21 protein-coding genes are annotated in these 23,499 nt (G+C 48.8%); 3 read left to right on the forward strand and 18 right to left on the reverse strand.

From position 1 onward, the window contains the following. Nucleotides 1–49: 49 nt before the first annotated feature. The 3 genes from QNO02_RS28825 to QNO02_RS28835 form a co-directional block, all read right to left on the reverse strand. Complete coding sequence (locus tag QNO02_RS28825; RefSeq protein WP_289390637.1) at nucleotides 50–727, reverse strand: hypothetical protein; 678 nt, start codon at nucleotides 725–727, stop codon at nucleotides 50–52. A 404-nt stretch (nucleotides 728–1,131) separates the two neighbouring features. Then, nucleotides 1,132–2,559: a pectate lyase family protein gene (locus QNO02_RS28830; RefSeq protein WP_289390638.1), complete on the reverse strand. Its 1,428-nt coding sequence runs from the start codon at nucleotides 2,557–2,559 to the stop codon at nucleotides 1,132–1,134. A 290-nt stretch (nucleotides 2,560–2,849) separates the two neighbouring features. Beyond that, a complete protein-coding gene (locus QNO02_RS28835; RefSeq protein ID WP_036671622.1) occupies nucleotides 2,850–3,365 on the reverse strand; it encodes a DUF2179 domain-containing protein in 516 nt (171 codons plus the stop codon). A gap of 346 nt (nucleotides 3,366–3,711) precedes the next feature. On the opposite strand from QNO02_RS28835, the gene QNO02_RS28840 reads away from it, so the two are divergent. Next, complete coding sequence (locus tag QNO02_RS28840; RefSeq protein ID WP_289390639.1) at nucleotides 3,712–4,926, forward strand: Leu/Phe/Val dehydrogenase; 1,215 nt, start codon at nucleotides 3,712–3,714, stop codon at nucleotides 4,924–4,926. 771 nt (nucleotides 4,927–5,697) lie between these two features. Here the strand turns inward: QNO02_RS28840 and QNO02_RS28845 are convergent. From QNO02_RS28845 to QNO02_RS28895, 11 genes are all read right to left on the reverse strand, one after another. After that, a complete protein-coding gene (locus tag QNO02_RS28845) occupies nucleotides 5,698–7,365 on the reverse strand; it encodes a hypothetical protein (RefSeq protein ID WP_289390640.1) in 1,668 nt (555 codons plus the stop codon). A gap of 1 nt (nucleotide 7,366) precedes the next feature. Beyond that, entirely contained in the window at nucleotides 7,367–8,152 is a 786-nt protein-coding gene (locus QNO02_RS28850) for an ABC transporter ATP-binding protein (protein WP_047840868.1), read from the reverse strand. A gap of 234 nt (nucleotides 8,153–8,386) precedes the next feature. Next, nucleotides 8,387–9,895: an RICIN domain-containing protein gene (locus tag QNO02_RS28855; RefSeq protein ID WP_289390641.1), complete on the reverse strand. Its 1,509-nt coding sequence runs from the start codon at nucleotides 9,893–9,895 to the stop codon at nucleotides 8,387–8,389. Between the two features lie 34 nt (nucleotides 9,896–9,929). Beyond that, entirely contained in the window at nucleotides 9,930–10,121 is a 192-nt protein-coding gene (locus tag QNO02_RS28860; protein WP_091035743.1) for a hypothetical protein, read from the reverse strand. Between the two features lie 135 nt (nucleotides 10,122–10,256). Beyond that, nucleotides 10,257–10,889 (reverse strand): PepSY domain-containing protein, encoded by a 633-nt coding sequence (locus QNO02_RS28865; RefSeq protein ID WP_289390642.1) that lies wholly within the window; start codon nucleotides 10,887–10,889, stop codon nucleotides 10,257–10,259. A 226-nt stretch (nucleotides 10,890–11,115) separates the two neighbouring features. Further along, nucleotides 11,116–11,916, reverse strand: coding sequence for a PepSY domain-containing protein (locus QNO02_RS28870; RefSeq protein ID WP_289390643.1), 801 nt, complete (start codon nucleotides 11,914–11,916; stop codon nucleotides 11,116–11,118). 78 nt (nucleotides 11,917–11,994) lie between these two features. After that, a complete protein-coding gene (locus QNO02_RS28875) occupies nucleotides 11,995–13,371 on the reverse strand; it encodes a sensor histidine kinase (RefSeq protein ID WP_289390644.1) in 1,377 nt (458 codons plus the stop codon). After that, nucleotides 13,368–14,123: a response regulator transcription factor gene (locus QNO02_RS28880; RefSeq protein ID WP_127550367.1), complete on the reverse strand. Its 756-nt coding sequence runs from the start codon at nucleotides 14,121–14,123 to the stop codon at nucleotides 13,368–13,370. Before QNO02_RS28880 ends, QNO02_RS28875 begins: the two co-directional genes overlap by 4 nt. Before the next feature lie 55 nt (nucleotides 14,124–14,178). Continuing rightward, entirely contained in the window at nucleotides 14,179–14,823 is a 645-nt protein-coding gene (locus QNO02_RS28885) for an SDR family oxidoreductase (RefSeq protein WP_289390645.1), read from the reverse strand. A gap of 317 nt (nucleotides 14,824–15,140) precedes the next feature. Next, nucleotides 15,141–16,322, reverse strand: a complete 1,182-nt coding sequence (locus tag QNO02_RS28890; RefSeq protein ID WP_036606574.1) for an NAD(P)/FAD-dependent oxidoreductase — start codon at nucleotides 16,320–16,322, stop codon at nucleotides 15,141–15,143. A gap of 24 nt (nucleotides 16,323–16,346) precedes the next feature. Beyond that, nucleotides 16,347–16,793, reverse strand: coding sequence for a DUF1641 domain-containing protein (locus tag QNO02_RS28895; RefSeq protein ID WP_017691658.1), 447 nt, complete (start codon nucleotides 16,791–16,793; stop codon nucleotides 16,347–16,349). Between the two features lie 683 nt (nucleotides 16,794–17,476). Here QNO02_RS28895 and QNO02_RS28900 point away from each other — a divergent pair. Further along, nucleotides 17,477–17,650, forward strand: coding sequence for a CsbD family protein (locus tag QNO02_RS28900; RefSeq protein WP_017691655.1), 174 nt, complete (start codon nucleotides 17,477–17,479; stop codon nucleotides 17,648–17,650). Between the two features lie 166 nt (nucleotides 17,651–17,816). Here QNO02_RS28900 and QNO02_RS28905 read toward each other — a convergent pair whose 3' ends face one another. Then, nucleotides 17,817–18,818 (reverse strand): NAD-dependent epimerase/dehydratase family protein, encoded by a 1,002-nt coding sequence (locus QNO02_RS28905; RefSeq protein WP_289390646.1) that lies wholly within the window; start codon nucleotides 18,816–18,818, stop codon nucleotides 17,817–17,819. A 153-nt stretch (nucleotides 18,819–18,971) separates the two neighbouring features. Between QNO02_RS28905 and QNO02_RS28910 the strand changes: the two genes are divergently transcribed. Beyond that, complete coding sequence (locus QNO02_RS28910) at nucleotides 18,972–19,490, forward strand: cupin domain-containing protein (protein WP_289390647.1); 519 nt, start codon at nucleotides 18,972–18,974, stop codon at nucleotides 19,488–19,490. A 273-nt stretch (nucleotides 19,491–19,763) separates the two neighbouring features. Here the strand turns inward: QNO02_RS28910 and QNO02_RS28915 are convergent, their stop codons facing one another. The 3 genes from QNO02_RS28915 to QNO02_RS30440 form a co-directional block, all read right to left on the reverse strand. Then, a complete protein-coding gene (locus QNO02_RS28915) occupies nucleotides 19,764–20,843 on the reverse strand; it encodes a DUF1835 domain-containing protein (protein ID WP_289390648.1) in 1,080 nt (359 codons plus the stop codon). 67 nt (nucleotides 20,844–20,910) lie between these two features. After that, complete coding sequence (locus QNO02_RS28920) at nucleotides 20,911–21,570, reverse strand: TVP38/TMEM64 family protein (protein ID WP_289390649.1); 660 nt, start codon at nucleotides 21,568–21,570, stop codon at nucleotides 20,911–20,913. Nucleotides 21,571–21,838: 268 nt separating this feature from the next. After that, nucleotides 21,839–23,482: an HNH endonuclease gene (locus QNO02_RS30440; RefSeq protein ID WP_502921844.1), complete on the reverse strand. Its 1,644-nt coding sequence runs from the start codon at nucleotides 23,480–23,482 to the stop codon at nucleotides 21,839–21,841. Nucleotides 23,483–23,499: the final 17 nt, after the last annotated feature.

Below are 23,499 nucleotides of genomic sequence, written 5' to 3' on the forward strand. Positions count from 1 at the left end.
GATGACTGGCCTTTATCTTACTGGCCAGTCTTTTCTGATGCATCGGAGCTTAACGAGGGCGACGATCTGTTGAATTCTTCAAAAATGTAGTCGTTCTCCAAATCGAGAGGATGAGGATTAACTCATACACATTGGTTAAAGTTCCGGTTTCCACTGGCAGGGAGATTAACTGTCCTACAAACAATAATGCAGTCCCAACAAACAGCCATACCCATTCATGTTTGAAAAGAACGATCAGGCTAACAAACAAGAGTACAATCCCCACGATGATCACCATCATCGGCGGACCTCCATGACCTTCTGCCATATATCTCAGTACTCCATACTCTTCTATAACCTTGAGATTTTTAACCTCGGATAAAGTAAAACCTACAATCTGGTAGATAACCAAACCTAAAGTTATCAGCCATGCTACCACACTCGTTATACTTCTATTTGCAAACTTGGCGCCTGAGCTGCGCAAGATATGGTAGCCAACAAGAATAAGGGTAGGGGTAGCAAAGGCATGCAGCCAAAATCGAAGGCTACTGAGAAACATTAACACTTCCCCCTCCCCTATCAAATTACCTACAGCAATAATTCCATTGTCATATGCCAAGCTGAACGCTACGAATAGCTGAAAACTGGAATAATCGAGCCATTGCTTCCGCTGGGTTAAATAGACGGCCATCCGAACAACAAGTATCAAATAAACAAGAATAAGTGCGGAGTATATCCATACATCCAAGCTGCTTCACCATCCTTTCGACAATCTTCAAGAGCCGGATCCGTTCTCCGAATTCAACTCATATTCACTTGCTCGTTTTTGTATATTGGTACATAAGTGGTCAATTCTAATAAATTATATTTACCGGTAAGTAAAATTACAAGGCTTACTTGTATAAATGGTTAATTTGTCATAAATTACTCACTAATATAATGAAGATGAATATCGATATATAACGATCACCCGGGAGACCAACACATGCTGTAGCTGGAGATGTTCCACCCTAACAAGGAGTCACTTTTCAAGCGGCCCGCCAAACTGTTTATGGAGCTAATTCATATAAAAAGAGCACTCCCGGCTATCGTAGCTGCAGGAGCACTCTTTTCCTTATTTGAAGAACGTAAAAGCAACAGGTTACTCTGATATCAATAACTTGTCTTCAACCAATTATCCTTGGACCAGGTCAGTTTACCCGAACCCGCGCCATTGGAAGCCGTGAGGCGTGCATTCAACGTAGATGGATCATCCGTGGGGTAGCTGTAAGGAAGTGTCGAGAAGCCGTTCCAGGAGAACGATTTCACCGCGGCCGGGATTGGCGCCAGTGGACTGCCAGACGTATCACTGCTGCCCCGGAATGAGCTTCCATCCAAAGAATACATGGTATCGGTCACTCTGATTTTGCCGGTATAGGTTGGGTCTGCCGGATCGGTCTGATTGTTACGAACAGGGTACAGCACATCCTTAATGACTGATTTCTCAACCAAGACGGCCCCGCTCTCTGTAGAGATTGCCCCGTTACCAATAATATCGAACTTATAACCTTTGGACGCAATCGCTGTTGCCATCGCCGTTGTAATTTTGGCTTTAGCGGCACGTGCCCCTGTTGCATCCATTACGATGTTGTACGCATGTGCGTTGCCTCCACGCAGGCGTGGCATCCGGTCCTGAATATCCTTGTATAAGTTATGGTGCAGAGTCATGGACAGGTTGGCATTAGCCGATTCCAGGCTGGTCGAACCGACCAGATGTCCTTTCTTTTGTGGTCCCGAGATGGCGATAATATCGGCTTTGCTGAGACCTACAGCACTGCTGCGCAGGTAGTTGTACATGGGATAGGAAGCCTTGTTTGCTTCCAATTCGTTAATCTGCTGGGTGACCCAGCTGTTCGAGCTGCCGTCATCCCCTTTGAAGAGGGACCAGGAGATGGTCACGCCGCTGGTTCCTTTTTTCGAATCGATGAGTCCGTCATAGGCTTTATTAAATGTGCAGTGATCAATCCATACGTTGCTGTTCTCCTCCAGGGTGATGTAATCCCAATCGTTCTTGTCGTAATCACCTTTGGTTGATTCATCCCATTCCCATAACTCATCAAATTCCAGGTTGCGGATGATGACATTTGAGCTTCGTTTCACGCTGATCGCAGCGTGTTTGATCTTGGAACCATTGGCGGAGAAAATCGTGAGTCCATTGAAACCGTCAATCGTGAGTTTGCTGACACCGGTCTGTTTCAATACGGGATGTGTCAGCGCATCATTATGCTTGGCAAAAGGAGAAGTCTGCGCTGCGCTCGGAATTTCATTCCATCCCAGATTCAGATCGTTCATGATCTCAACAACTTTGACACCGGAGTTCTTTTTCAGCGCCAGTGCCAGATCGTTCGCATTATACACTTTCTTATACGTGGCTGTGTTTGATTCGCTAATGATGCCGCCGCCCGCGTTCCCTTGAGAGAAGCCTGTGAGATTGTAGTCTGCGTTACCCGCTGCCTGCAAACTTGCCGGGCCGGACAATAAAGTTAACCCCAACGTTAGAGCCAGGGCTGTGCTGCATAAACTTCGAAATTTCGTTTTCATCGATTCCATTCCTCCCAATATATGATGATAACATTCGTCCATCGCTGCCATGCCAAGTTACGAAGGACATGTTCTCAATGTAAATGTTGAAAGCGATTACAACAATAATCCCTATCTCACATGTGCTTAGGAAAGGCTGGTATGGTAAGGGTTTGTACTGTAAACAACCTTGAATCGTACGAAGTTAACTTTGGGGGTAAGGTTTCAGGGATATATCGTGGCAACAAGAAGATCTCGGGTAAAATGAAACCAAAAAAGCAGGACTGCATCTGCTGCAGACCTGCTCGATTTTACTTTTTGATGGAACGTGTCCAGAAGCCGCCATGGAACTGTTTGGGCTCCACGGTAATGACAAATGCTTTGGGGTCCAGGCTGAGAATCGTCTGATAGAGCAGTTTCTGGTTTTTTCGTTTCGCCAGAATCTCCATCACGAGCCGATCTCCATCACGTCCACTACCCACCCAGGCAGTAACGCCATATCCTTTATCTCGCAGGGCATTCGCGACGCTTCCATCCAGCTGATTACAGATTACTTTAACGGTGATATAACCGAGCGCAATCTTTTCTTCAATCCACGCTCCGAGCAGCACACCCAATCCGTAACCTACCGCATATACAATCAGGGCCTCCGGTTGTTTCAGATAGTTTAACACCAGATTCAGACCGAGCACATAGATCACAATCTCACCCATGCTGATCAGTGCGGCGATATATTTCTGTCCTTTGAGTGTCAGAATCATCCGGAGTGTATAAGCCGATACGTACACAATCTGGATCAAAAAGATAAATACCAATATTTTAAACAATCGTAATCCCTCTTTCCTGGCCTTCACAACGAAATTGGCCCTCTGCTGCATATCCTCGACGATTTCGTTTCATCTATGCTTCCTGTATGTTCGCTCTATCTCCATCATTGGACGTTATGCCCTCATTCTAAACGGTTGAATGTAAATCCGTAGGCATTTTCTGCTCTCTGGCATGCCGGAACTGCAATTATAGAACCGTTTGTACCGATTATCAACCCGGCGGAGGTCCCAGGGTCGAAAACGGGGGTCTTTGAATATGCTGTATCATCATAAAGCCAAGCACGCTGGCACAGGATATCAGGTCAGAACCAGGATGGATGGGTCAAAAAAAAAAGGGGGTACCGTCATGCAGCTATGGCAGGAGATGGAGCGGGAAGGCATGGAGGAACTCATTTTTTGCCATGATGCAGATAGTGGATTGAGGGCGGTCATTGCCATTCATAACACGGTCCTTGGACCTGCGCTCGGCGGATGCCGCTACTGGACGTACGCGTCCGAGGAAGAAGCTGTTCGGGATGCTGTGAAGCTTGCCAAAGGCATGACGTACAAAAATGCAATCTCTGGACTGCCGTATGGTGGCGGGAAAGTGGTCATATGGGATTCACCCTTTGCGAAGAGTGCAAAACCGGATGTGGATGGTTGCGGGTCTGTTAGTGGTGAGCAGGTCGCTGGAGATCTAGGGGTAGAGCAGCAAAAGAGCGCTGCCACGGAACGAGAAGTCGCCGCCGATCAGGTTGCTGATCGTATAGATAAGAGCCTGGATACGGACGTATCCAAGCGGGCGCAGCGCTTTCGCGCATTGGGTCGTTGTCTGGAGCGGCTGAACGGACGGTACGTGACAGGTCTGGATCTGGGTACCACGGCGACAGACATGGACCAGATCCGACTGGAGACCGCACATGTGACGGACACCACGGGTTCGCTTGGGGCGCAGGATGACTTCACTGCCGAGATGACCGCCTACGGCGTACACATCGGCATTGTGACCTCGCTGCGCCAGCAAGGCATTGCATCTTTGCAGGGCATTCCCGTTGCCGTCCAGGGACTGGGCAAGGTCGGGCATGCCCTGTGCCGTTACCTGCATGCAGCCGGGGCACGGCTCATTGTGGCAGACGTTGTACCGGAGCGTGTACAACGTGCCCTTGTGCAGTTCAGCGGCGCCATCTCGGCCGATCCGGCCCATATCCACGCCGCTGACTGCAAGGTCTTCGCCCCCTGTGCCCTAGGGGGCGTACTTACCCCGGCAACGGTGGAGGAGCTGCGCTGCTCCATCGTTGCCGGGGCGGCCAACAACCAGCTGAGTGAACGACAGCTGGTTGTTGGCCGCATGCAGGCGCGCGGCATCCTGTACGCGCCTGATTATGTGCTCAACGCAGGCGGAATCATCTCCACCGCCTACGAGCTGGAAGGCGCGGGGCCTGACCTGATCCGCCAAAAGGTGGCGGGGATTGCAGGCACGCTGAGCAAGGTATACGCAGAAGCTACGCAATCTGCGATCTCCACAGCGGATGCAGCCGATCGGCTGGCGGAATCCATCCTTCGATCAGGCTATAAGAAATAGGGCACCCCACTCTGCCCAAAGATACAGATCAAGAACCGTTCCAATAGCAGACCCCTAGCCGTAAACAAGTCCAGAACCATCCGTTAGATTACTCACTTCTACCACAATTCACGCGGGTGATTGCGTACTCATGTGTCCCCACATACCTGAACCTAATATTTGCTTGCTGGGCGCGACGTTACTGCTAGTCCTTATTACTAAATTGGATACAGCTTCTATATACAAACACCCTGCCACCTAAGTATATTCACACCGCCAACACATCGGCCGTCTCCCTATTGATTCAAAGTTATAGTATTACCTGGAACTCATTATGGGCTTCACTCGATTTAGATATTTCGACGTACCTAAAGAGAGCCTCCACTGCTTCACTCCATTTTAACGAACCTGATACACGTTATAAGCCCCTTTTAGCATGGATCTAATATCTAACGAATCTCAGACATCCTATTGTGCCTAGTTTGGTCCTTTTTCAAGCTAAATAACTACTTTCCGAAGGATAGCGTTCCTGAGGTTCGTTAGAATTTATATTTCAGATTTTGACCGTGAATAGGTTGTCTCAGGTTCGTTAGCGCTGCGGATGAAGTTTCTTTGGGGGTAGCATCACCTAACAAAAAGAGCTAACCCCGACATCCATGTCCAGGTTAGCTCTTCTTAGCTCTTCTTAGTTCTTCTTAGCACTCTTAACTCTTCTAGGCTCTTATCACTTCGTCCTTCTACTTTCTAATCCCTTATCGCTTTTCTTTTATTCTTCTGTTCTGCTGTAACTTCTCAAACTGCAACCGGCCTCTTCTTCGCTGTCTTCTTCTCTCGAAACAGCAGCGTCCACAGCAACACATTCGCTACGATCAGTAGCGCACCATATATCCATACGCCCCCCGATACCGAACGGAAAAAGACATGGACTCCCCATAACATGGCAAGCACAGGGAGGGCGGCAAATACATACCAGCCATCACTTTGCTGCGCCATACTGAAAGATTGGGAGAACGGCGGCTTACGCAGCAACAATTTGCCTGCCAGTGGGACAAGTGCCGTAGCCGTCAACAAAATTATCGCAATATCCGGCAGTATCCGTGATCCAAATGCCCAGGTGAACAGAATGGCATTTGCCAGAAATATAGGCAGGAACATGTTGTACAGGAACGCCTTCAGAGCGCCTTTGTATAACGCGCTATCGTTCGCCATCGGTGCAGCGCGAAAGGTCCAGAACGCCTTATATTGTCCCGAAAATTTCAACATGACCACCACCGTTACAACCAGCATCAGCACAATGTAAAAGGTGTATACAAACGAACTTTGCCTAAACTCCGCCCAGGTAGAAGATTGTAATTCGGTAAACCAAAATACATAAGGTAAAACAAATGATAAACCAAGTGATGGATACACCTTCAGCTTGAATTCCCGTTCATTACGCATCATGCTGGCTGACAGACGGAAGCAAGCCTGCTCCTCTCTGGAACGACTGACCACCTTGGAGATCAACCGATCCCATCTTCCGTGTCTGCGTCCAGAGGACTGACCCGAATGTGCCATTTTTTCCAAATACAATTCAAAGGAAGGCATAAGCTTCACATATACGATCATACTCACCACAGGAACCAAGACTGCAAGTGCTGTGAACGTATAGATCCACACATTCCCACCGCCCGCGAATAACCATTCATAGGCAGCCGCATACCATAACGGAGGCAGCAGCAACTGCCACCAAGCCGGTGTAAATACCATACCAAAGTCAATAATGCTGAACGAACGAATCACCAGCTGATAACCGATTGCAATCCCCACGGAAAGCAGGATCTGTACCATATTGATCATATCCTTCAGCTTCTCGCCATCCAGAAACTTCATCATGAACAGATAAATCAGAGACGTTGTCACCAGAATCAGCATATTGATTAGAATCAATTCTACGAGGAAAATCAGAAAGAATCCGATCCCATGCGTCACCAACGCGGCAATTAGCGGTATACCGGTTAATGAACCCGTCAGCAGTAGCAGATATACGCCCGCATGGATGGCTCGGGCCATCCCCACCGTTCGTCCATTAACGGGCTTGGTCATAATAATATTACGATCCCGAATGTCCAGCAGTACGGAGGAAAAATCCGAGATCATGGACGTCATGATCATAAACATTAAGATGCCAAACACAAGACCCATCTGAAGCATGAAATGCCCCGTATCCCAGACGATGAAGGGGACCATCATCAGTCCCATTAATCCATACAACCACAGGGAACGAAGAAACTGATTCCCTTCCTTGCGCTCTTTTTTTCCTGAATTGTTGGACAAAATGGTGGGTACTCTGCGTTGATCCATCTGGAATTTCACCCGCAAAATCAGGCGAAGCACATCATAATCCGCCCCTGTTCTGGCGATGAGCGGACGAAAGCGATCCAGAATCTTGAGTGTGCGGAAGTCGGAGGATTCCTCCATATCAGTACACCTCCTGCACAATCGATACAAATCGCTCCGCAATGGCTTTGTGCTCATTGAAGCCTGTCAATTGATTAAATACTTCCTCCAGCGTCCCTTCCATGGACTGCTGTTGGAGCTGCTTGAACGTACCGTCTGCCACCACGCGTCCTTCAGCGATCAGTACAATTCGACTGCTGATCTTCTCCACCACATCCATGATGTGTGACGAATAGAAGATCGTTGTGCCTTTGGCTGACAATTGTGACAAAATCTCTTTGACCACCATCACACTATTGGCATCCAATCCGCTGAGTGGTTCATCCAGAAATAGCAGATCCGGGTCATGCAGCAGCGCAGAGATTAACAGCACTTTCTGACGCATACCTTTAGAAAAGGATGCAATGCGGGAATGATATGATTTTTCCAGCCCAAAACAATCCATCAATAGCTTGGCTTTGTAATCCGCATCTTCATAGGACATGCCGTATAACTCTCCCGTAAAAGTCAGATACTCCGCAGGCGTTAATTGTTCGTACAATTCCGCGACCTCCGGAACATAACCGATTCTGCGCTTATACTCTACATCCCCATCCGCAATATCTTTACCAAAGATTCGCACCGTGCCTACATATCCTTCAACCAGCCCGAGTAAAATCTTAACCGTTGTACTTTTGCCAGCCCCATTGGGACCAATATATCCAATCATCTCACCGCGATTCACTTCCAGATCGATGCCATTCAGCACATAACGTCCGTTATATCTCATACGTAAGCTTTCAATTGACAGCACTTGTTGTTCACTCACTTCGTTATCCAGCTCCTGTCTCTATCTTTTTCTACAATTCTACTAGTTTACCACAGATTGGGATGGTAATGATCGGAAATAGGTCACGATATCAGCCATCGTCTGGATATCCCCTTTGAGTATGAGCATCACGTAACAAGCGTGAACACATCACAAAGCCCCTGTCCCACCTTACGGTAAGAGACAAGGGCTTCCACTTTATGTTGAACCTTATTTTATAATATTTAAAACGTCTTACTGCACCTTAACAATCTGAAAATGCTGATTCGTGCCGCCATTATCCGTCCACTGGATGGCCGCAGCCCCATCTGCCAGGGATTGACCGGAGATGTCCAAGACCTTGCCTGTACTGCGGTTCTTCAGTTTATAATAACCACCACCTACATGGACGAGCTGCCATTGCTGACTGGCCCAGCCGCCATCATTCCACTGTTCAATGACAGCCCCATCGGTCGTGGCACCATTTTCCACACCGATTAGCTTACCACTGGAACGGTTGATGATTTTGACATAGCCGCCACCCGCATCGGTAATCTGCCACTGTTGACTTGTTGTTCCCCCATCTGCTCGCTGCTCCAGATCCGCACCGTTGGCGGAAGAACCCCCGATGACATTAAGCAACTTGTTACTTTTACGACTAATCAGCTGATATGAAGCATTCGGGTCCCATACATCCGGTGTATTCACTCCGGTCACGATCCCTGTTGCTGTATCAATCGTAATACTGCTGGCCCAGTTCATCGCCAGACTGGTTGCGCTTGGGAATGAAAGTGGCAGCCAGACATACTTGGAATCCTGCACAGGTCCGCTCCACGCTCCAGCCCAGCGATCACCCATGTAGAGATAGGAGGTTGTTTGTGAACCCTCTACCGGAACAACATAGGTGGATTGGGAACCATACGTTGTACTGTCTCCAAAGTTACTGAGACCGCTCCATGTGCCTGTAATGCTGGAGGCTGTCGCATATTTCGCCTGATTCGGATTCCAGCCAGTGGCACCCGAGGTGATCAGGAAGTAGACGCCATCTTTTTTGAATAGGGCAGGTGCTTCACGATATTGTCCGGGCCACAGTGTTGTGACAAGGGATTCCACACCGAGGAAATCCGGGGTCAGCTTATATATATTCAGATCTGCATTCACTCGGGTCGCGGAGATCAGATAAGCGGTTCCGTTATCGTTGTACACCGTCATGTCTCTGGAATCATACCCAAGTGGACGATAGCTGCCCACATACGTGTAGTTGCCATCAACCGTATTCGAAGTAGCTACGGCCACTCGGGCCTCGCCATAATCCAGACCATTCTCCTTGTGCATCCACAGCACATATTTGCCAGTCGAACTGTTATAGATGACCTTCGGGCGTTCAATGTTGGAGATATTTAACTCGGCTGCCGAGCTGCTGGTGAGCACATCATTGCGATACTCCCAGTTCTTCAGATCCGATGAACGATACACCGATACCGCCTTGAACGTTCCATTCGTATTACGATTCTCCCCAAACCAGTAATAATACCCATTTGCCTTGATCATCCCGCCCCCATGAGCATGAACGACATTGCCATTGGTATCCTTGAACTGTATCCCGTTCGTTACACTGAGCGGAGCAGCTGAAGCATTCGGTCCGGGTGCAAGCAGCATACCTATTGATTGCAGCGCCAAAACCAAAGCAAGCAGATAACTTAAGCGGCGGGTAAAGCGACGTGAATGTGTATTCTTTTTCAACCATCCATCGTTCATAGCCATATCGTAATGCACCTCCATATTTTTTGTGAAGCGCTTACATAAAATAAAATCGATATGTCTCATCTGCCTCCGATCGATGATGCATTTTAGCAATAGAATTCTTGGCAAGATTGGCTGGGCATTCACCTCCTTGATTCCGATTGTATCCGCCACGTTCCTGCTCGGATAGTGAACAATCCGGCGGAAGATGTACAATTTCATACTCCATTCTCTTCATCAACAGCAAAAAGACGCTTCCCCCGAAGCGTCCTCTGCTATACCTGCCCTGCCCCTCCATGATGTAACGATCTCTAGCTGTGTGCGGCTGTTGATAGGCAGGTTTTTATATGATGTTTTATCGGCGTACTCTCGCCCTTATTGCTTAGTCTTGGTCGTCAAAATCCTGGTCGAACGATAACACTTTACCTGTGTTGGCATCGATATCTACATCTGCTTCACCTTGAGCGGTTCTCAGTTCGATCTCATACACATAGCGACCATCATCATGATCCAGCTCGACCTTGGTTACTTTACCACCCGTAACTTGTTTCAGCGCAATGTTTGAAGCTTGGGATGCCGTCAATTTGACCTGCTTGGAAGCAGAGTTGTTAGATGTGTTGCCTGTCACATTATCTTTATAATCGTCGTCATCGTAGTCTTCATCGTTCACGACCGCAAGAATTTTGCCTGTATAAGCATCCAGACGAACGACAACATCATTGGTTCCTTTTCTGTCGATCTCAACTTCATAGAACGTTTGGCCGTTTCTACGCTCCAGATCCACGTCATCCACTTTACCATCGGCTGCTTTTAACGCCAACGCTTTTGCTTGTGATGCATTCAGCATTTTACCTGTGTTGTTCTGATTCTGTGTTGCAGATTGTGTTGTTGACGTTGGTGTAGTTTGCACCGATTGTCCGTTCACATTCCCGCTAGCCGCTACGGCTGATCCACCAAGTAATACTGCTGCTGACAAGCTACCAATCCAAAGTTTATGTTTGTTCATCATCATCATTCATCTCCTCGTTTGTTGTTTCGTTCTCGTCTACATTTATAGAATAACCTGCAGGAATGAGAGATCAGCGAGAGTTAGATTAGAATTTGATGAGAAAATGAAGAGAATGCTCATTTAACAGGTATTCATTGTCCATCTAATTGAAAAAGATGACCCCTAAACTAGGAATCATCTCTCTAAAGCAGTTTAACACTATAACTATATTTAATGGGTTCTTTGCAAAAGGTTAATCCTCGTCCTCATCCCAAGTCACGGAACGAATCGCTCCTGAGATGGCATTCACCTGCACAATAGCCTCTCGGCCATCCTCCAGATCAATTTCAACCAGATAATATGGATTCCCACTGTTGGTTCCACGCAGTTCGATGTCGTCCACTTCTCCCGGGACCTCCGCAAGTGCCTTCTGCTTGGCTTGTTTCTCGCTCAGAAACTGAGGTTTGGGATCATCCTTGGTTGGTTCAGTTGTCGGGGCTGCTATTGTTTTGGAAGCTATCGTCTCTCCCGTGTATGGATCGATCGTAAGTTCTTCACGGCTGTTATCCTTCGCCTTCACGACCGCGGTGTATACCGGACTGCCTTGCTGCTCGACAAGTTCTAGCGAGACCAATTGGTTATCTGTTTGTTGTTTTAACAACGCCGTCTTGATCTGCTCGCGGCTCCATAACGTCTTTTCTTCCGCTTGTGGGTTGGACTCCAGCCGTTTAATGGAATTCACGGTAGCCGTGACGGCATCCACCTGCACGTCATACAGTCCGGTCTCCGAGCGGAGCTGCATGATATACGTCCCGTCCTTCAACGTGGAATTCACAATCTCACCTGGATATTGATCCAGTACGGATTGTGCTGCCGCATCTGCCGTAAGTACCGCACCCGTCGATTGCCACGGCTTCCACCACACAACAGCTGCCACAATCAGCACAACGAGAAGCCCTGCACCCCACCAAAGTGACTTTCGTGATTTCGCCCATCCACTGTTCCCTTGTTCATGCCGTTTCATCTCCGGTGGTCGCTGCTCATGCTCTGTCATCACGTTTCCCCCTATGCACTCTCTTATCATCCCCAGTTGATCTGATGCTTATCAGTATATAAGAGAAGAATGAGAATTTCATGAGAGCGGTCTGTTCTGAACCGATAAAGGCAAAATAATCGACGCCTCGGTGCCTTCACCCTCGGTACTACTCAATTCAATCCGGGCTCCCACTGCACCTGCTAGTTCTTTGGCAAGAGACAATCCCAGACCCGAACCGCTTGCGCCTAAGCTGCGTGTTCTGGCCGGATCAACCCGGTAGAATCGGTCAAATACCTTCTCCAGCTCGTCCTCCCGCATACCAATTCCGGTATCCACGATCCGAATTCGGCACTCTTGTCCCTTGGCTTCCAGCCTGACTTCAATTGCATCTTCACTATACTTCCGGGCATTATCCAGCAAAATAAACAACAGCTGCTTCAGCTTGCTCTCATCGCTGATCGCCCAGATTGGACCTGGATCTTCACACCGGACTTCGCGGTGATAGGCTTCGCGAAACGCACGTGTGGAGTCTGTTGCCAGTCTCGTAATATCCACACGCTCCAACTGTACATTCCACTGCTCTGGCTGCTTCGCGAGCAGTAACAGTTGCTCGGTCATCTCTCGCATGCGAACCGATTCGGACAGAATCGCTTCCACCGCTTCATCAAATACCTCGGGCCGCTCTTTCCCTCGCCGCTGTAGCAGACTGGCATAGCTTTCAATAATGGTCAGCGGTGTTTTGAGCTCATGAGATGCATCGGATACAAACCGTTCTTGTCGTTCAAAGTTGGATTCGAGTAGATCCATCATCCGGTTAAACGTCTGTCCCATCGTTTTCAGTTCATCCTTCGACCCTTCCTCCAGTGGAAGACGCTTGAATTGGCCGCTGGACTGAATGTCACTCATCGTGCGTGTCATCTGCTGAATCGGTCTGGTCATCCGATTCGCCAGAATCCGGCTGGAGATAATGGCTGGGATCAGAGCAATAATCGTGACCGCCACAAGCACAGTCCGAAGTACAGACAGACGATTCTCCGTCTCTGCAATGCTCTCAGTGACCTGTACATTCACCACCTCGCCATCAGGCCAGATGACCGGGACTGATACCCACACATAACCAATCTGTTCAACTTGGGTATACTCCGATTTCTTCTCACTTTCGTACTTATAAGGTAGCTTGCTCAGCTGCTCGGAAGCTGCTGTTGTTGTCACCGGGGAACTGGTGCCGTCTTCATTAACGATCCGAAGCATGCCGTTCACAGGCGCGTAGGCCCGCAACAAGTCATCTGGCGGAATGGAGCCGGCAGACTGACGTACTCCTTTGACAATAGACTCCGCTTCCGCTTCCACCCGATTAACCTCGTTATCAATCGACATCCGTTCAAACACGATGTAGACCGACAGGTTCACCGCGATTAACAGCACAGCAAATAATACAGACGAATATCCGTAGATTTTACTGCGCAGGCTCATAACTGTTCCTTCAGGACGTATCCTACGCCCCTTACGGTATGTATTAAGGGTGGTGTGAATCCGTTATCCACCTTTTTGCGCACATAACGGATGTACACATCCACCACATTGGTATCTCCATAATAATCGTATCCCCACACGGCCTGCACAATCTGGTCACGACTGAGCACCTGACGTTGATTCTGAAGCAGATACACGAGCAGGTCGAACTCACGTGGAGTAAGCTCAATGGCCACACCATCTCGGGATACCTCTCGCGTTCCTTCATTCAGTTTCAACCCGGCAGCCGTCAACCAGCCTGCCTCAGCTTCATCCTGATGCCCAGACGAGTCATTCCCCGTATCAGCCGGAGTAGACGAAGAAGCGGAAGAAACAACCGACGCCACTGCACTAAGCCGCAATGCGGCCCGAACTCGGGCAAGCAGCTCTTCAATCTGGAACGGCTTGGTGATGTAGTCATTGGCTCCGAGATCCAGACCAGATACTTTGTCTTCTACCGAATCTTTGGCAGTGAGCATAATGATCGGAACTGTAGCGTCTTTGGCCCGAACTCGACGCAACACCTCAATGCCACTCAGACCAGGCAACATCACATCCAGCAGAATCAGATCCCACTGTCCTTCTGCATACTTCTCCAGTCCTTCTGTTCCACTACCCGCCTTGCCTACCTGATAGCCCTCATACTGTAGTTCCAGTTCCAGCAGACGTGCTATTTTGGGCTCATCCTCTATGACCAGCACGGCTTCGTTCATGCAGCGCTCCCCCTCATCCCCATCATTTCATTCTCCCGTTATCTTACAATAACATCTACAATTTGCCCAAGGCATCTTCAACCGGATGCTCTCCGGCAATCAGATCAAAGGCCATCCGGTACGTCTTCTCTTCCTGCAAAGAAGCCACGATTACGCGGGCTACATCTTCACGCGGGATGCTTCCTGGCTCCAGATCGGTTCCAACTGCAATCTTGCCTGTGCCTGGTTCATTCTTCAGACCACCTGGACGTATAATCGTGTAATTGAGATCACTTGCAAACAACACACGATCCGCATAATGTTTCGCCACGTAATAAGGTTTAATGGACTCTGACCATTTCTCCCGTTGATCTGCGCCATACGCACTGACCAGAATATATCTGGAGATTCCTTGTTGCTCTGCGGCTTCCATCGTTTTCACCGCACCGTCGAGATCAATAAGCAGTGTTTTGTCCTGACCGGTAGATCCGCCAGAACCCGCCGTAAACACAATGGCATTATGATCCTTCATTGCCTCAGCCAAGTCCTCCACACTACCCTCCAGATTACCGATCACCACATCTGCACCGAGTTCCTTCAGTGTACCCGCCTGCTCCGGTTTGCGGATCATAGCCGTTACTTTATGTTTGCCTTCCTGTGCCAGCTGCTCCACCACAAACTTACCGATTTGTCCATTCGCTCCTATAACTAAAACGTTCATACGTCATTTCTCCTCTCAGTTGAACGGATGGCTTGTTGTTGCTCCCCGTTCCTTTTATTTAAAGATGCTCATCCTATAATTTAAACGAAAGCCGGCGCTTCTAAGCGCCGGCTTCATGTCCATGCCCGTTCAGTACCTCTATGAAATGTGACGTCTTCCGTTGTCCCATTAATATGCCATATACCCTAGGTGGTTTATACGCCACCTCACATCGACCACTTCTGTCGCACCTTTTTTCCATCTGATTATCTGTTATTCTTTGTAATGGTGACAACCAAAAAGGACGCCCAAAAGGGCGCCCTTGAATGGCATTAAGATTAGTAAGCCAGTGCGAACAAACCGTGAATATGAGCCAGGTAACGGATGTTACTTGCTTCTTTCATCATGGTTGCAGGCAGACCTTTCAGACGAGTCTGGTTGCCACCGATCATGCCGACAGCATCTTTACGACCCAGACTTCCCAGCGTACCGGAGAATACTGGTGTGAAGGATTCCATTGCGCCACCTTTGAACATAACGCCCAAGTTGTGACCAATAGTCTCACCCATTTGCCAAGCCAATTGTGCTGTTGGAGGGTAAGGGCGAGCGCCTTCGCTAGGGAAGACCACTGCGCTGTCACCAGCAACAAACACGTCTTTGTGAGAAGTAGATTGCAGAACTTCCGTAACTTTCGCACGGCCACGATCCACTTCAATTCCGCTGTTAGCAACAACAGCGTTGCCTTGTACGCCACCTGTCCATACGAGTGTGTTCGTAGGGATAGAGCTGCCGTCTTTCAGCAGAACTTCGTTTTCTTTCATCTCGGTAATCGCTACGCCAACGATGAAGTTAACGCCACGTTTCTCAAGACTTGATTTAGCACGCTCAACCAGCTCCGGCGGGAATCCTGCCAGGATGGAAGGACCTGCTTCAACTGTGTACAGGGATACTTCTTTGAAGTCGATGCCTTTTTCTTGGCATACTGCAGGAAGCAGGTCAGCGAATTCGCCAACAAGCTCAATACCTGTCAAGCCGCCGCCACCAATAACAAACGTAGCGTCTGCTTTGTTGCCGGACTGTTTGTAAGCATCAAGACGTGCTTCAACGTGTGCACGAATACGGTTTGCATCGCTAACCGATTTGAGCGTGAAGCTGTACTCTTGCAATCCTGGAATTCCGAAGAATGCCGTTTCGCTGCCCAGAGCAACGACAAGTGCATCGTAAGAGTATGTGGAGCCGCTGGTCATCAGAACTTTCTTCTCGTCCGGCTTGATAGTATCCACCGTATCGATTTTCAAGTTCACGTTTTTGCCACGCAGCAATTTTTCGAGTGGAAGAGCAACTGCTTGTTCAGCAATGCTTCCCGCTGCAAGACGGTGCAGTTCCGTGATAATTTGGTGTGTAGGGTAACGGTTCACGACAGTAATTGTCGCTTCTTCCGGAGACAAGTATTGACGCGCAGTCAATGCAGTCAACAGACCACCGTATCCTCCACCCAAGATCAAAATTTGCTTCGACATATCCATCCTCCGTTCTTCTAAGTCTTAACGTTTCGGTTGTTGACGCTCGTTCAGGATGCTCAAGAAAGATTGAGCAAAACGAAGCGATTGTTGTACGTTTGGATCTTTAAGCATTTTCAGCATAGCGAACAAGCCAACTGAAGTTTGCTCTGTTTGCGCACGGTCATTGGCTTCGATAGCAGCAGAAGCTACACCTTTAGCTTTGTCTACAACAGGCTTAGCGAACTCGCCCATTGCGCTCATTGTGTCGCTGATCAGAACTTTGTCTGTTGCTACACTTTGTGCAAAGTCATAAGCTTTCGTCATAGCAGTAACCATTTCAGCCAATTTAGGCAGGTTCTCCACCAGAACGGTTAAAGACTCCTGTACCTCAGGCTTCATCAGTTGATCCAGAACGTCCAAGGACTGGCGCTCGGAAACGTTGGCACCTTCTGTAACTGGCACCTCTTGTTGAGTAGGCGATTGTGACATAAGAGAAAGTCCTCCTTTACTTTGGGATAGAAGTCCGCGACTTTCATGATGCCTGTCAAGCAGAGCCGAACCACAAAATACATCGAATACATCTAAATGTACCAAATTTCACACAATAGGATGAGCGTAGCTCATGGCCACTCCCATATCATGCATTGTATCTTGGATCTATTGCGGACAACATGTGTTGACGCACAAAACGACAAGCAGGCCGAAACCGAACTCTATACCCTTATATTACACCTCTTACACATGAACATGAAAAAGAAATTTTTTACACTTGTGAAGATATTGTGAACATTGTAGCAAAATCGATTTTTTTGTCAAGCATTGCGGTCGGATTAAAATCGATTATTCTCCTGTCCCAGATCCGTCATCCTACCACATGTGGTATGAAGACAAGATCCCATATGACCATATGTGCGATATGTACACAAGGAAGGATTTTTTCAACTAATGATTCAGGAATTGTTTTCCAAAATCATGAATTTCATGCAACGAAATTGGTCACTGTCGTTATTATGCAGCTAGGGGTGCAGCCTTATTCCTGAAATGACATCATTTCTTGTTCAAGTATGAACCTCTTGCGTCACGAATGCAAAACTTGGAACACACCCTATGCGTTTAGAATGCAGACATCCCGGTTAATAAGGACTACACCAGAAACGAAGGAGATGTTCGATATGAGTAATTCAACTAGCGATAAAATCAAAGCAGGCGTAAACAAGGCTAAAGGCGAAGTGAAGGATCAGATCGGTAATGCAACCAATAACAGATCCCTTCAGGCTGAGGGTAAAAAAGACAAAGCCAAAGGTGCTGTACAGGATAAAATTGCCGACGTTAAAAGAGATCACTAGATCCTTTTGATGCAAAAGTCAGAAAGCACGAAGATTTCGTGCAATAGATTGTTTTAAAATAGCCTGACCGTCCGTGTTCGAAAGCTATCCGAAAATGAGACGGAGGCGCAAAAAAGCCAAGGAAGGTGTTACTCAATACACCCTTCCCTGGCTTTTTTTGTGTAATTTATACGGCTGGAACTGCGTATCTTGCCATATCGATAATGAAACTGCGCGTTTCCCTTGTTGTATGGTATTCACGGCTGAACTGTCTGACCCATTCGGGGTGTTCCTGATACCAACGGAAGGTTTTTTCCAATCCTTTTTCCAATGTGGTTTGAGGTAACCATCCCAATTCCGCCCGTAATCTGCCTGAATGCACGACCAGACTGGACCCTCTGGACTGGGTTGGTTCTTGCTCCCGAATCTCTACAGCAGCTAAGGATCGATCCATTGGTTTCAATATCTCCCCGATCTCCTGCATGGTTGTTCCAAGTCCTGTCGATATATTGTAGACCTGTCCGTCTTTGCCTTTCAACATGATCTGTTCAATGGCCCGGAGGGCATCATCTACATACAAGAAATCACGCACTGCCGATCCCTGGATATCCAGAGGCAGTCCGTCCAACATCCGACCAAAATTTCGGGGAATAATACGGTCTGGTAATTGCCATGGACCATAGAGGTTGGTCAAACGAAAAAGTTTGACTGGAAGCTGGTAACATTGAGCGTAAGAGTGAGCAAGCATTTCACACGCGACTTTGGACGCGGAATAAGGAGAGACGGGCGCATATGGATCTGATTCGTGATAGACTCTGCCCCAATCGCCGCCATACACTTCAACGGACGAAGCCAGCAAGACTGGAATGTGATGTTCCGTAGCATATTGCAGGATAGCCTGTGTGCTGAGTGTATTATTGCGGAAAACTTCCCCTGGCTGATGATACGAGTAATCCACGTGTGGCATGGCCGCCAGATGAATTATGTAATCTGTTCCTGGAGGCAGATGAATCCGGTCTGATGCAAGGTCACAACAGATGAACGGCATCTCGTGCAGAGGAGAGATATGAACAAGCCTCTGACAATAATCATCCCGATCCAGAAGGGTAATTCGATGCCCCTTTTGCGCCAAATACTGTGAAAGATTAAATCCCACAAATCCAGAAGCCCCTGTAATAACAATGTTCACACACGATTCCCCCTTGCGATTTATACAACGAGTGCACCTGAAGAGAGTTTATGTACTGAGTATAACCTTAAAATGATACATTTTGTATCATTTTACAATTGTTTTTTGTTCGTCCTTGAGGTTATAGGGTAATTTATAGTGAGGTGATGTGAGATGAATGAACGGAAAAAGGACATAGAGACGTTATTCTTTCAGGATGACGGTGTAATTCCCAATCATCCGACCCTGCCTGTGCTTTTGTATAAGAATGTATGGGCTGAAGAGGCTCTTCATGCAGAATCGTTGCTGAATCGTAATGGATGGGGAAATAGCTGGTTGAATGGTGTGTTCAATTATCATCATTATCATAGTAATGCTCATGAGGCTCTTGCTGTGGTGAGTGGATTCGTGAAACTGATTTTAGGCGGAGAAAATGGGCAGAAAGTTTACCTTCAAACAGGCGACGTTGTCGTGCTTCCCGCTGGAACAGGGCATAAACGTCTGGAGTCCAGCACTGATTTTCGTATTGCCGGTGCCTATCCGGGCGGCATGAGTTACAACACATGCACAGGTGAAGAAGACGATCGTGCCAAGGTTATTCAGGAAATCCGAGAGGTTCCGATCCCGAATACCGATCCGGTCTATGGGCAGCACGGACCGCTAATAGAAATCTGGAATGGAAAGAAATCTTAATACAATGATGATCATAAAGATGAATATTATTGGACAATGCACAAGCGAAGTTGGTTCAGTAATCAAGGATGAAAAATAGACTGTTCCCCGGACAAGTAGGAGTTACTCATCGGGAACAGTCTATTTAAGTGTTAAATCTGAACAGCTGGTAACAGAGATACTTCGTGATCATATTCCTGTCTGTGCAAGGAACTGCTCAAATCTTCCGTCTTAGTTCAAACTTTGCGATCTCGTCGCTTACTTTCTATCTGTGCGCTTCATACCTTGTCACTTTCAGCGCTCGGCAAGCCGAACACTGTAATACCTCATTGCAAGTGGCTTCCCATCCATTTCAAGTTGGCCTTGCAGCACCAGTTGTCGCAGCCGGTATTCCACGAATGCAGCAGTAATATGCTGACTGCTCGTACCAATCACTTCGCCCACAATACGAGCTGCTCGTATATATTGTCCTGGCTCCCAGTTCGGTGTCAGTTCACTCACCTTCTGCATGATGTACTCATCCAACGCATCTTCAGGCAGACTCCGAATCACGTCATTCTCCATCATACGTAATAGCCCAGGCTGCGCCGAAAGCTCCAGCCAATCCTGCTCCAGTTGGCGGCGCTCTTGCTTGGACAACGGCTCTTGCTCAGAGCATACGTGCCACATCGCCAGAAGCTTTTCCGGAAGGATCTCGCCTGTGTGGAGCACATCGTATTGAACGTCAGGTGTATTGAATAATTGCTGGTATAAGCCACTCGTTTCGATAAGATATATGGGGCTCTCACTGCTCCGCAATAGATGTATGGCATAGAGCAGTCCCGTCTTCTCATGTGCATTATTCGAATACCATATGATAATTGACGTTTTGGAATCAAAGGACTGTATTGTGGCGTTGAGCTCAAATAATGATTCCAGTTCATGCAAGGCATATGCCTCACGGTCATTGAGACACATTCGTTCGGTCAGCCAGAGATGCCTGCGTTGCAAAGCTGCACGATGGGTTAGATCACCTAACGGACCCACAGCATAATCATCATCCATGGAGAAAAAACTCCGTTTTTCCTGATCAGGTAATGTACTCATCCCCATTTTCAGACTACTTAGAGGTGAATCTCCAAACGTGATATGAATTTCATTTGGCTTGTCGACCTCGGCAAGAGCTTGTTGTTCCAGACGCCCCAGATCAAAAGGGGTATCCATATTCCGAAACAGTGACTGTACCGCTTCCGCAAAATCGACCTTTTCGCCTTGCTCTTCCTGCCGCTTGACCACTTGTGCTGATTTCATATAGAGCATACGCAGTACTGAACGAAGTTCATCTTCACTCATACGATTTATCGTTCGGCTGAATGCATAGATATTATCATTCATGCTGGGTCCTCCTTCGAGCTAACGAGATTACTGACATCCTATATCCGCGCACTGATCATTCTTTTATTTATGAAGAAATCGATTTTCCAGCTGGTTGATTCAGATCATGTAGATCTTCTCCATCTGACGATGACCGGGTAAAGTGTCGCTCCAGTTTGCGGCTTGCCCACAGGGACACCGCGATGAACAGTAATACGCCTACCCAGCGTACAGGGTGCTCCAGAAATTGTTCCACATTGGAACCGATATACGTAACAGAGAAAATCATGATCGCTTTACCACAGCCCACCGCAAGCAGGAAGGATAACAATCGCATTCGCGCGATACCTGCCGCCACATTAATAATAACGAACGGACCTACCGGGAAGATACTCAGCAGAAAAACATAACTGAATGCATTCCTTCGAATCCATACCATGCTGCGTTGCACACGAGGTTTGCGTGCCCATCGCTCTACAAAAGCGGATTTCCCAATCTCCCGTACGATCAGGAACGTAACGGTACAGCCGAGCACCATGCCGATCCATGAATATAAAAATCCTGCCCACAGACCATATACCGCACCGTTCACGCCTACAATTAATAGCGTTGGAAGCGGCGGCACAAATGATTTCATAAACGTAAGCAAAATTCCCGGTAACGGGCCAAGGGAGCGAAACTTCTCCAGCCAGAAACGAATATTTTCTTCCGTAATATATGACATAATGTCCAATGCTGCCGGGGTCATCTGCATCCATCCAATCTATACAGTCTAAGTTCTCAGGCTTGATGTTCACTATACATTTCATCATTCATATGGATGATGAAGCTTCTTTAGCAACTCCCTCCCAGTATAACGTACATCTTCGATGAACACCGTTGTCAATTTGAAGAAATTATTGCACAGCAAACTCACTTCCCACCCAAATCAGAATTAAATCAAAAAAGCACACCTCGACCTCTGTGGTCTTGGTGTGCTCTTCATATCAAAACCCCGATTCCATGTTCGGGGGCATTTATCCTTCTTCCAGCTGCGCTTCCTGCATTGCCAGTTCAATCAGTTCTGCCTGATGTGCAGCATTCCATTCGGGAATACCGGAACGCATGAACTCTTCGGCATCCATCGCTGCTTTGGACTGGTTGCACAGATTACAGGCGCAGACACAGTTGAGCGGGGTGGTATGTCCACCTTTGGCACGCGGCAGCAGATGGTCAATCGTATCTCCATACGATCCACAGAAGTAACAGGTGTAGTGATCTCGGGTTAAAATATACCGCTTGAAATCCTTGTTGCTGAACAATCGGCGAATCGTGTACCGATTGACCACCACAGCGGCTTTTTCCTTGACCAGCGTGACCGCAAGCTCCATGTCCACTTCCTGATGCCAGCGTCTGCCCTTGTCGGTCTTGCCTCGCATCCGTACCATGCCTTGCCGGTTGGTCCGGAGCGAAGCCGGATCTTCCGGGTCGATGGCCACCGGGGCCGCCGGCGTCTGGCGGCGAGGACGGCCGTCCGTGCCAGCCCCGTGACTGCGGCTGGCATGCGAGGGTCGCTGCCCGGATGTAACGCGGGCAGCGACTTCGCCGCTCGCCTTGGGCGCACGTTCCTTGCGCGCCTGGCGCGGCTTGGACCCTGGCGAGCCAGGCTGGCGCACGGGCGCAGGAGGCCCTGCCTCCGCAGCAGCCCCCGGCGCTTGCCCGGGCTCGCGCCCGGTGGCGGCAGGCTGTGCCTCCGCCGCCGTAGGTGCAGCGACCGTGGTGGCATCGCCACGGTCGCTCAAGGCCGGCGCATGGGCCTCAGCAGCTACGCTGCGGGCCTGCCCTGCGCCGGGCGCGAGCGCGCCAGCACGCTTGCGGCGCCGCTTGCGCTTGCGTTTGGCTGCGGTCGGTTGATCCGCAGCCATGGGCTCTGCTGCCGGGCCTTGCGGCTCAGCCGGCAGCAGAGCTTGGTGGGCCGCCGCGGTCTGCTCGGCGGCCTGCACTGCAGCGGTTGCTCGCGCGCCAGCCCGCTGTGCAGTGCCCTTATCATTCGCAGCAGCATGCCCCTGCGAATGCCCTTCTACCCCACGCCAGCGCTCACCTGGCTGTGGCTCATGTCCTACCTCACTTGCCAAACCATCCTGCTCCAGACTCGTCTCTCTCAGCTCATTGCCCGTTATGCTCTCTGATCGCTTGCTCTTCCTCCGTCTTCTCCTCTTCTTCCGAATACCCGAAGAAGAGGGAGAGGAAGTAACCAAGTCAGCACGTTCATCGTCATTCGAAGATGACGAGTCTACTGACGGTTGAGACACCAGACTTCTGTCAGACTCAGCCAACGTAGCAGTTCCCTGCTCCATAACATGAGAGGTACGACCTGCTTCATTCCTTGCAGTTGCAGAGGGTCTGGCAGTAACCTCACGTGTATCCAAACCATCCCATTGACGCCCGATCCGTTCATTCGTTTGCCCGCCCACGCTTGAACCTGCATCGTGGTCAGCCTGTCCACCGAGTTGGCGACAGCTGCGACAGGCTCCACGCCTGGCTCCGGGACCTGCCCGCTTTCCGGTTCTGCGCCGGAATTCGGACATCGGCCGCTGTTGTCCGCAATACATACACGTTTTGCTCAGTCGCGCTTCTTGTTCCGTCTTTCCTTGCCGGAAAGGGGCTGGACCCGTCTCCATGTTGTCACCTCGGTTCC

The organism is Paenibacillus sp. PK1-4R, assembly GCF_030369595.1.
GTDB lineage: Bacteria > Bacillota > Bacilli > Paenibacillales > Paenibacillaceae > Paenibacillus.

Bases quoted from the DNA above. Each gene is read 5' to 3' on its own strand.
- QNO02_RS30440 (WP_502921844.1), bottom strand. From the start codon at position 23,482: ATGGAGACGGGTCCAGCCCCTTTCCGGCAAGGAAAGACGGAACAAGAA.
- QNO02_RS28910 (WP_289390647.1), top strand. From the start codon at position 18,972: ATGAATGAACGGAAAAAGGACATAGAGACGTTATTCTTTCAGGATGAC.
- QNO02_RS28855 (WP_289390641.1), bottom strand. From the start codon at position 9,895: ATGGCTATGAACGATGGATGGTTGAAAAAGAATACACATTCACGTCGC.
- QNO02_RS28880 (WP_127550367.1), bottom strand. From the start codon at position 14,123: ATGAACGAAGCCGTGCTGGTCATAGAGGATGAGCCCAAAATAGCACGT.
- QNO02_RS28890 (WP_036606574.1), bottom strand. From the start codon at position 16,322: ATGTCGAAGCAAATTTTGATCTTGGGTGGAGGATACGGTGGTCTGTTG.
- QNO02_RS28875 (WP_289390644.1), bottom strand. From the start codon at position 13,371: ATGAGCCTGCGCAGTAAAATCTACGGATATTCGTCTGTATTATTTGCT.
- QNO02_RS28840 (WP_289390639.1), top strand. From the start codon at position 3,712: ATGCAGCTATGGCAGGAGATGGAGCGGGAAGGCATGGAGGAACTCATT.
- QNO02_RS28870 (WP_289390643.1), bottom strand. From the start codon at position 11,916: ATGACAGAGCATGAGCAGCGACCACCGGAGATGAAACGGCATGAACAA.
- QNO02_RS28895 (WP_017691658.1), bottom strand. From the start codon at position 16,793: ATGTCACAATCGCCTACTCAACAAGAGGTGCCAGTTACAGAAGGTGCC.
- QNO02_RS28915 (WP_289390648.1), bottom strand. From the start codon at position 20,843: ATGAATGATAATATCTATGCATTCAGCCGAACGATAAATCGTATGAGT.
- QNO02_RS28830 (WP_289390638.1), bottom strand. From the start codon at position 2,559: ATGAAAACGAAATTTCGAAGTTTATGCAGCACAGCCCTGGCTCTAACG.
- QNO02_RS28900 (WP_017691655.1), top strand. From the start codon at position 17,477: ATGAGTAATTCAACTAGCGATAAAATCAAAGCAGGCGTAAACAAGGCT.
- QNO02_RS28920 (WP_289390649.1), bottom strand. From the start codon at position 21,570: ATGACCCCGGCAGCATTGGACATTATGTCATATATTACGGAAGAAAAT.
- QNO02_RS28865 (WP_289390642.1), bottom strand. From the start codon at position 10,889: ATGATGATGATGAACAAACATAAACTTTGGATTGGTAGCTTGTCAGCA.
- QNO02_RS28845 (WP_289390640.1), bottom strand. From the start codon at position 7,365: ATGGAGGAATCCTCCGACTTCCGCACACTCAAGATTCTGGATCGCTTT.
- QNO02_RS28885 (WP_289390645.1), bottom strand. From the start codon at position 14,823: ATGAACGTTTTAGTTATAGGAGCGAATGGACAAATCGGTAAGTTTGTG.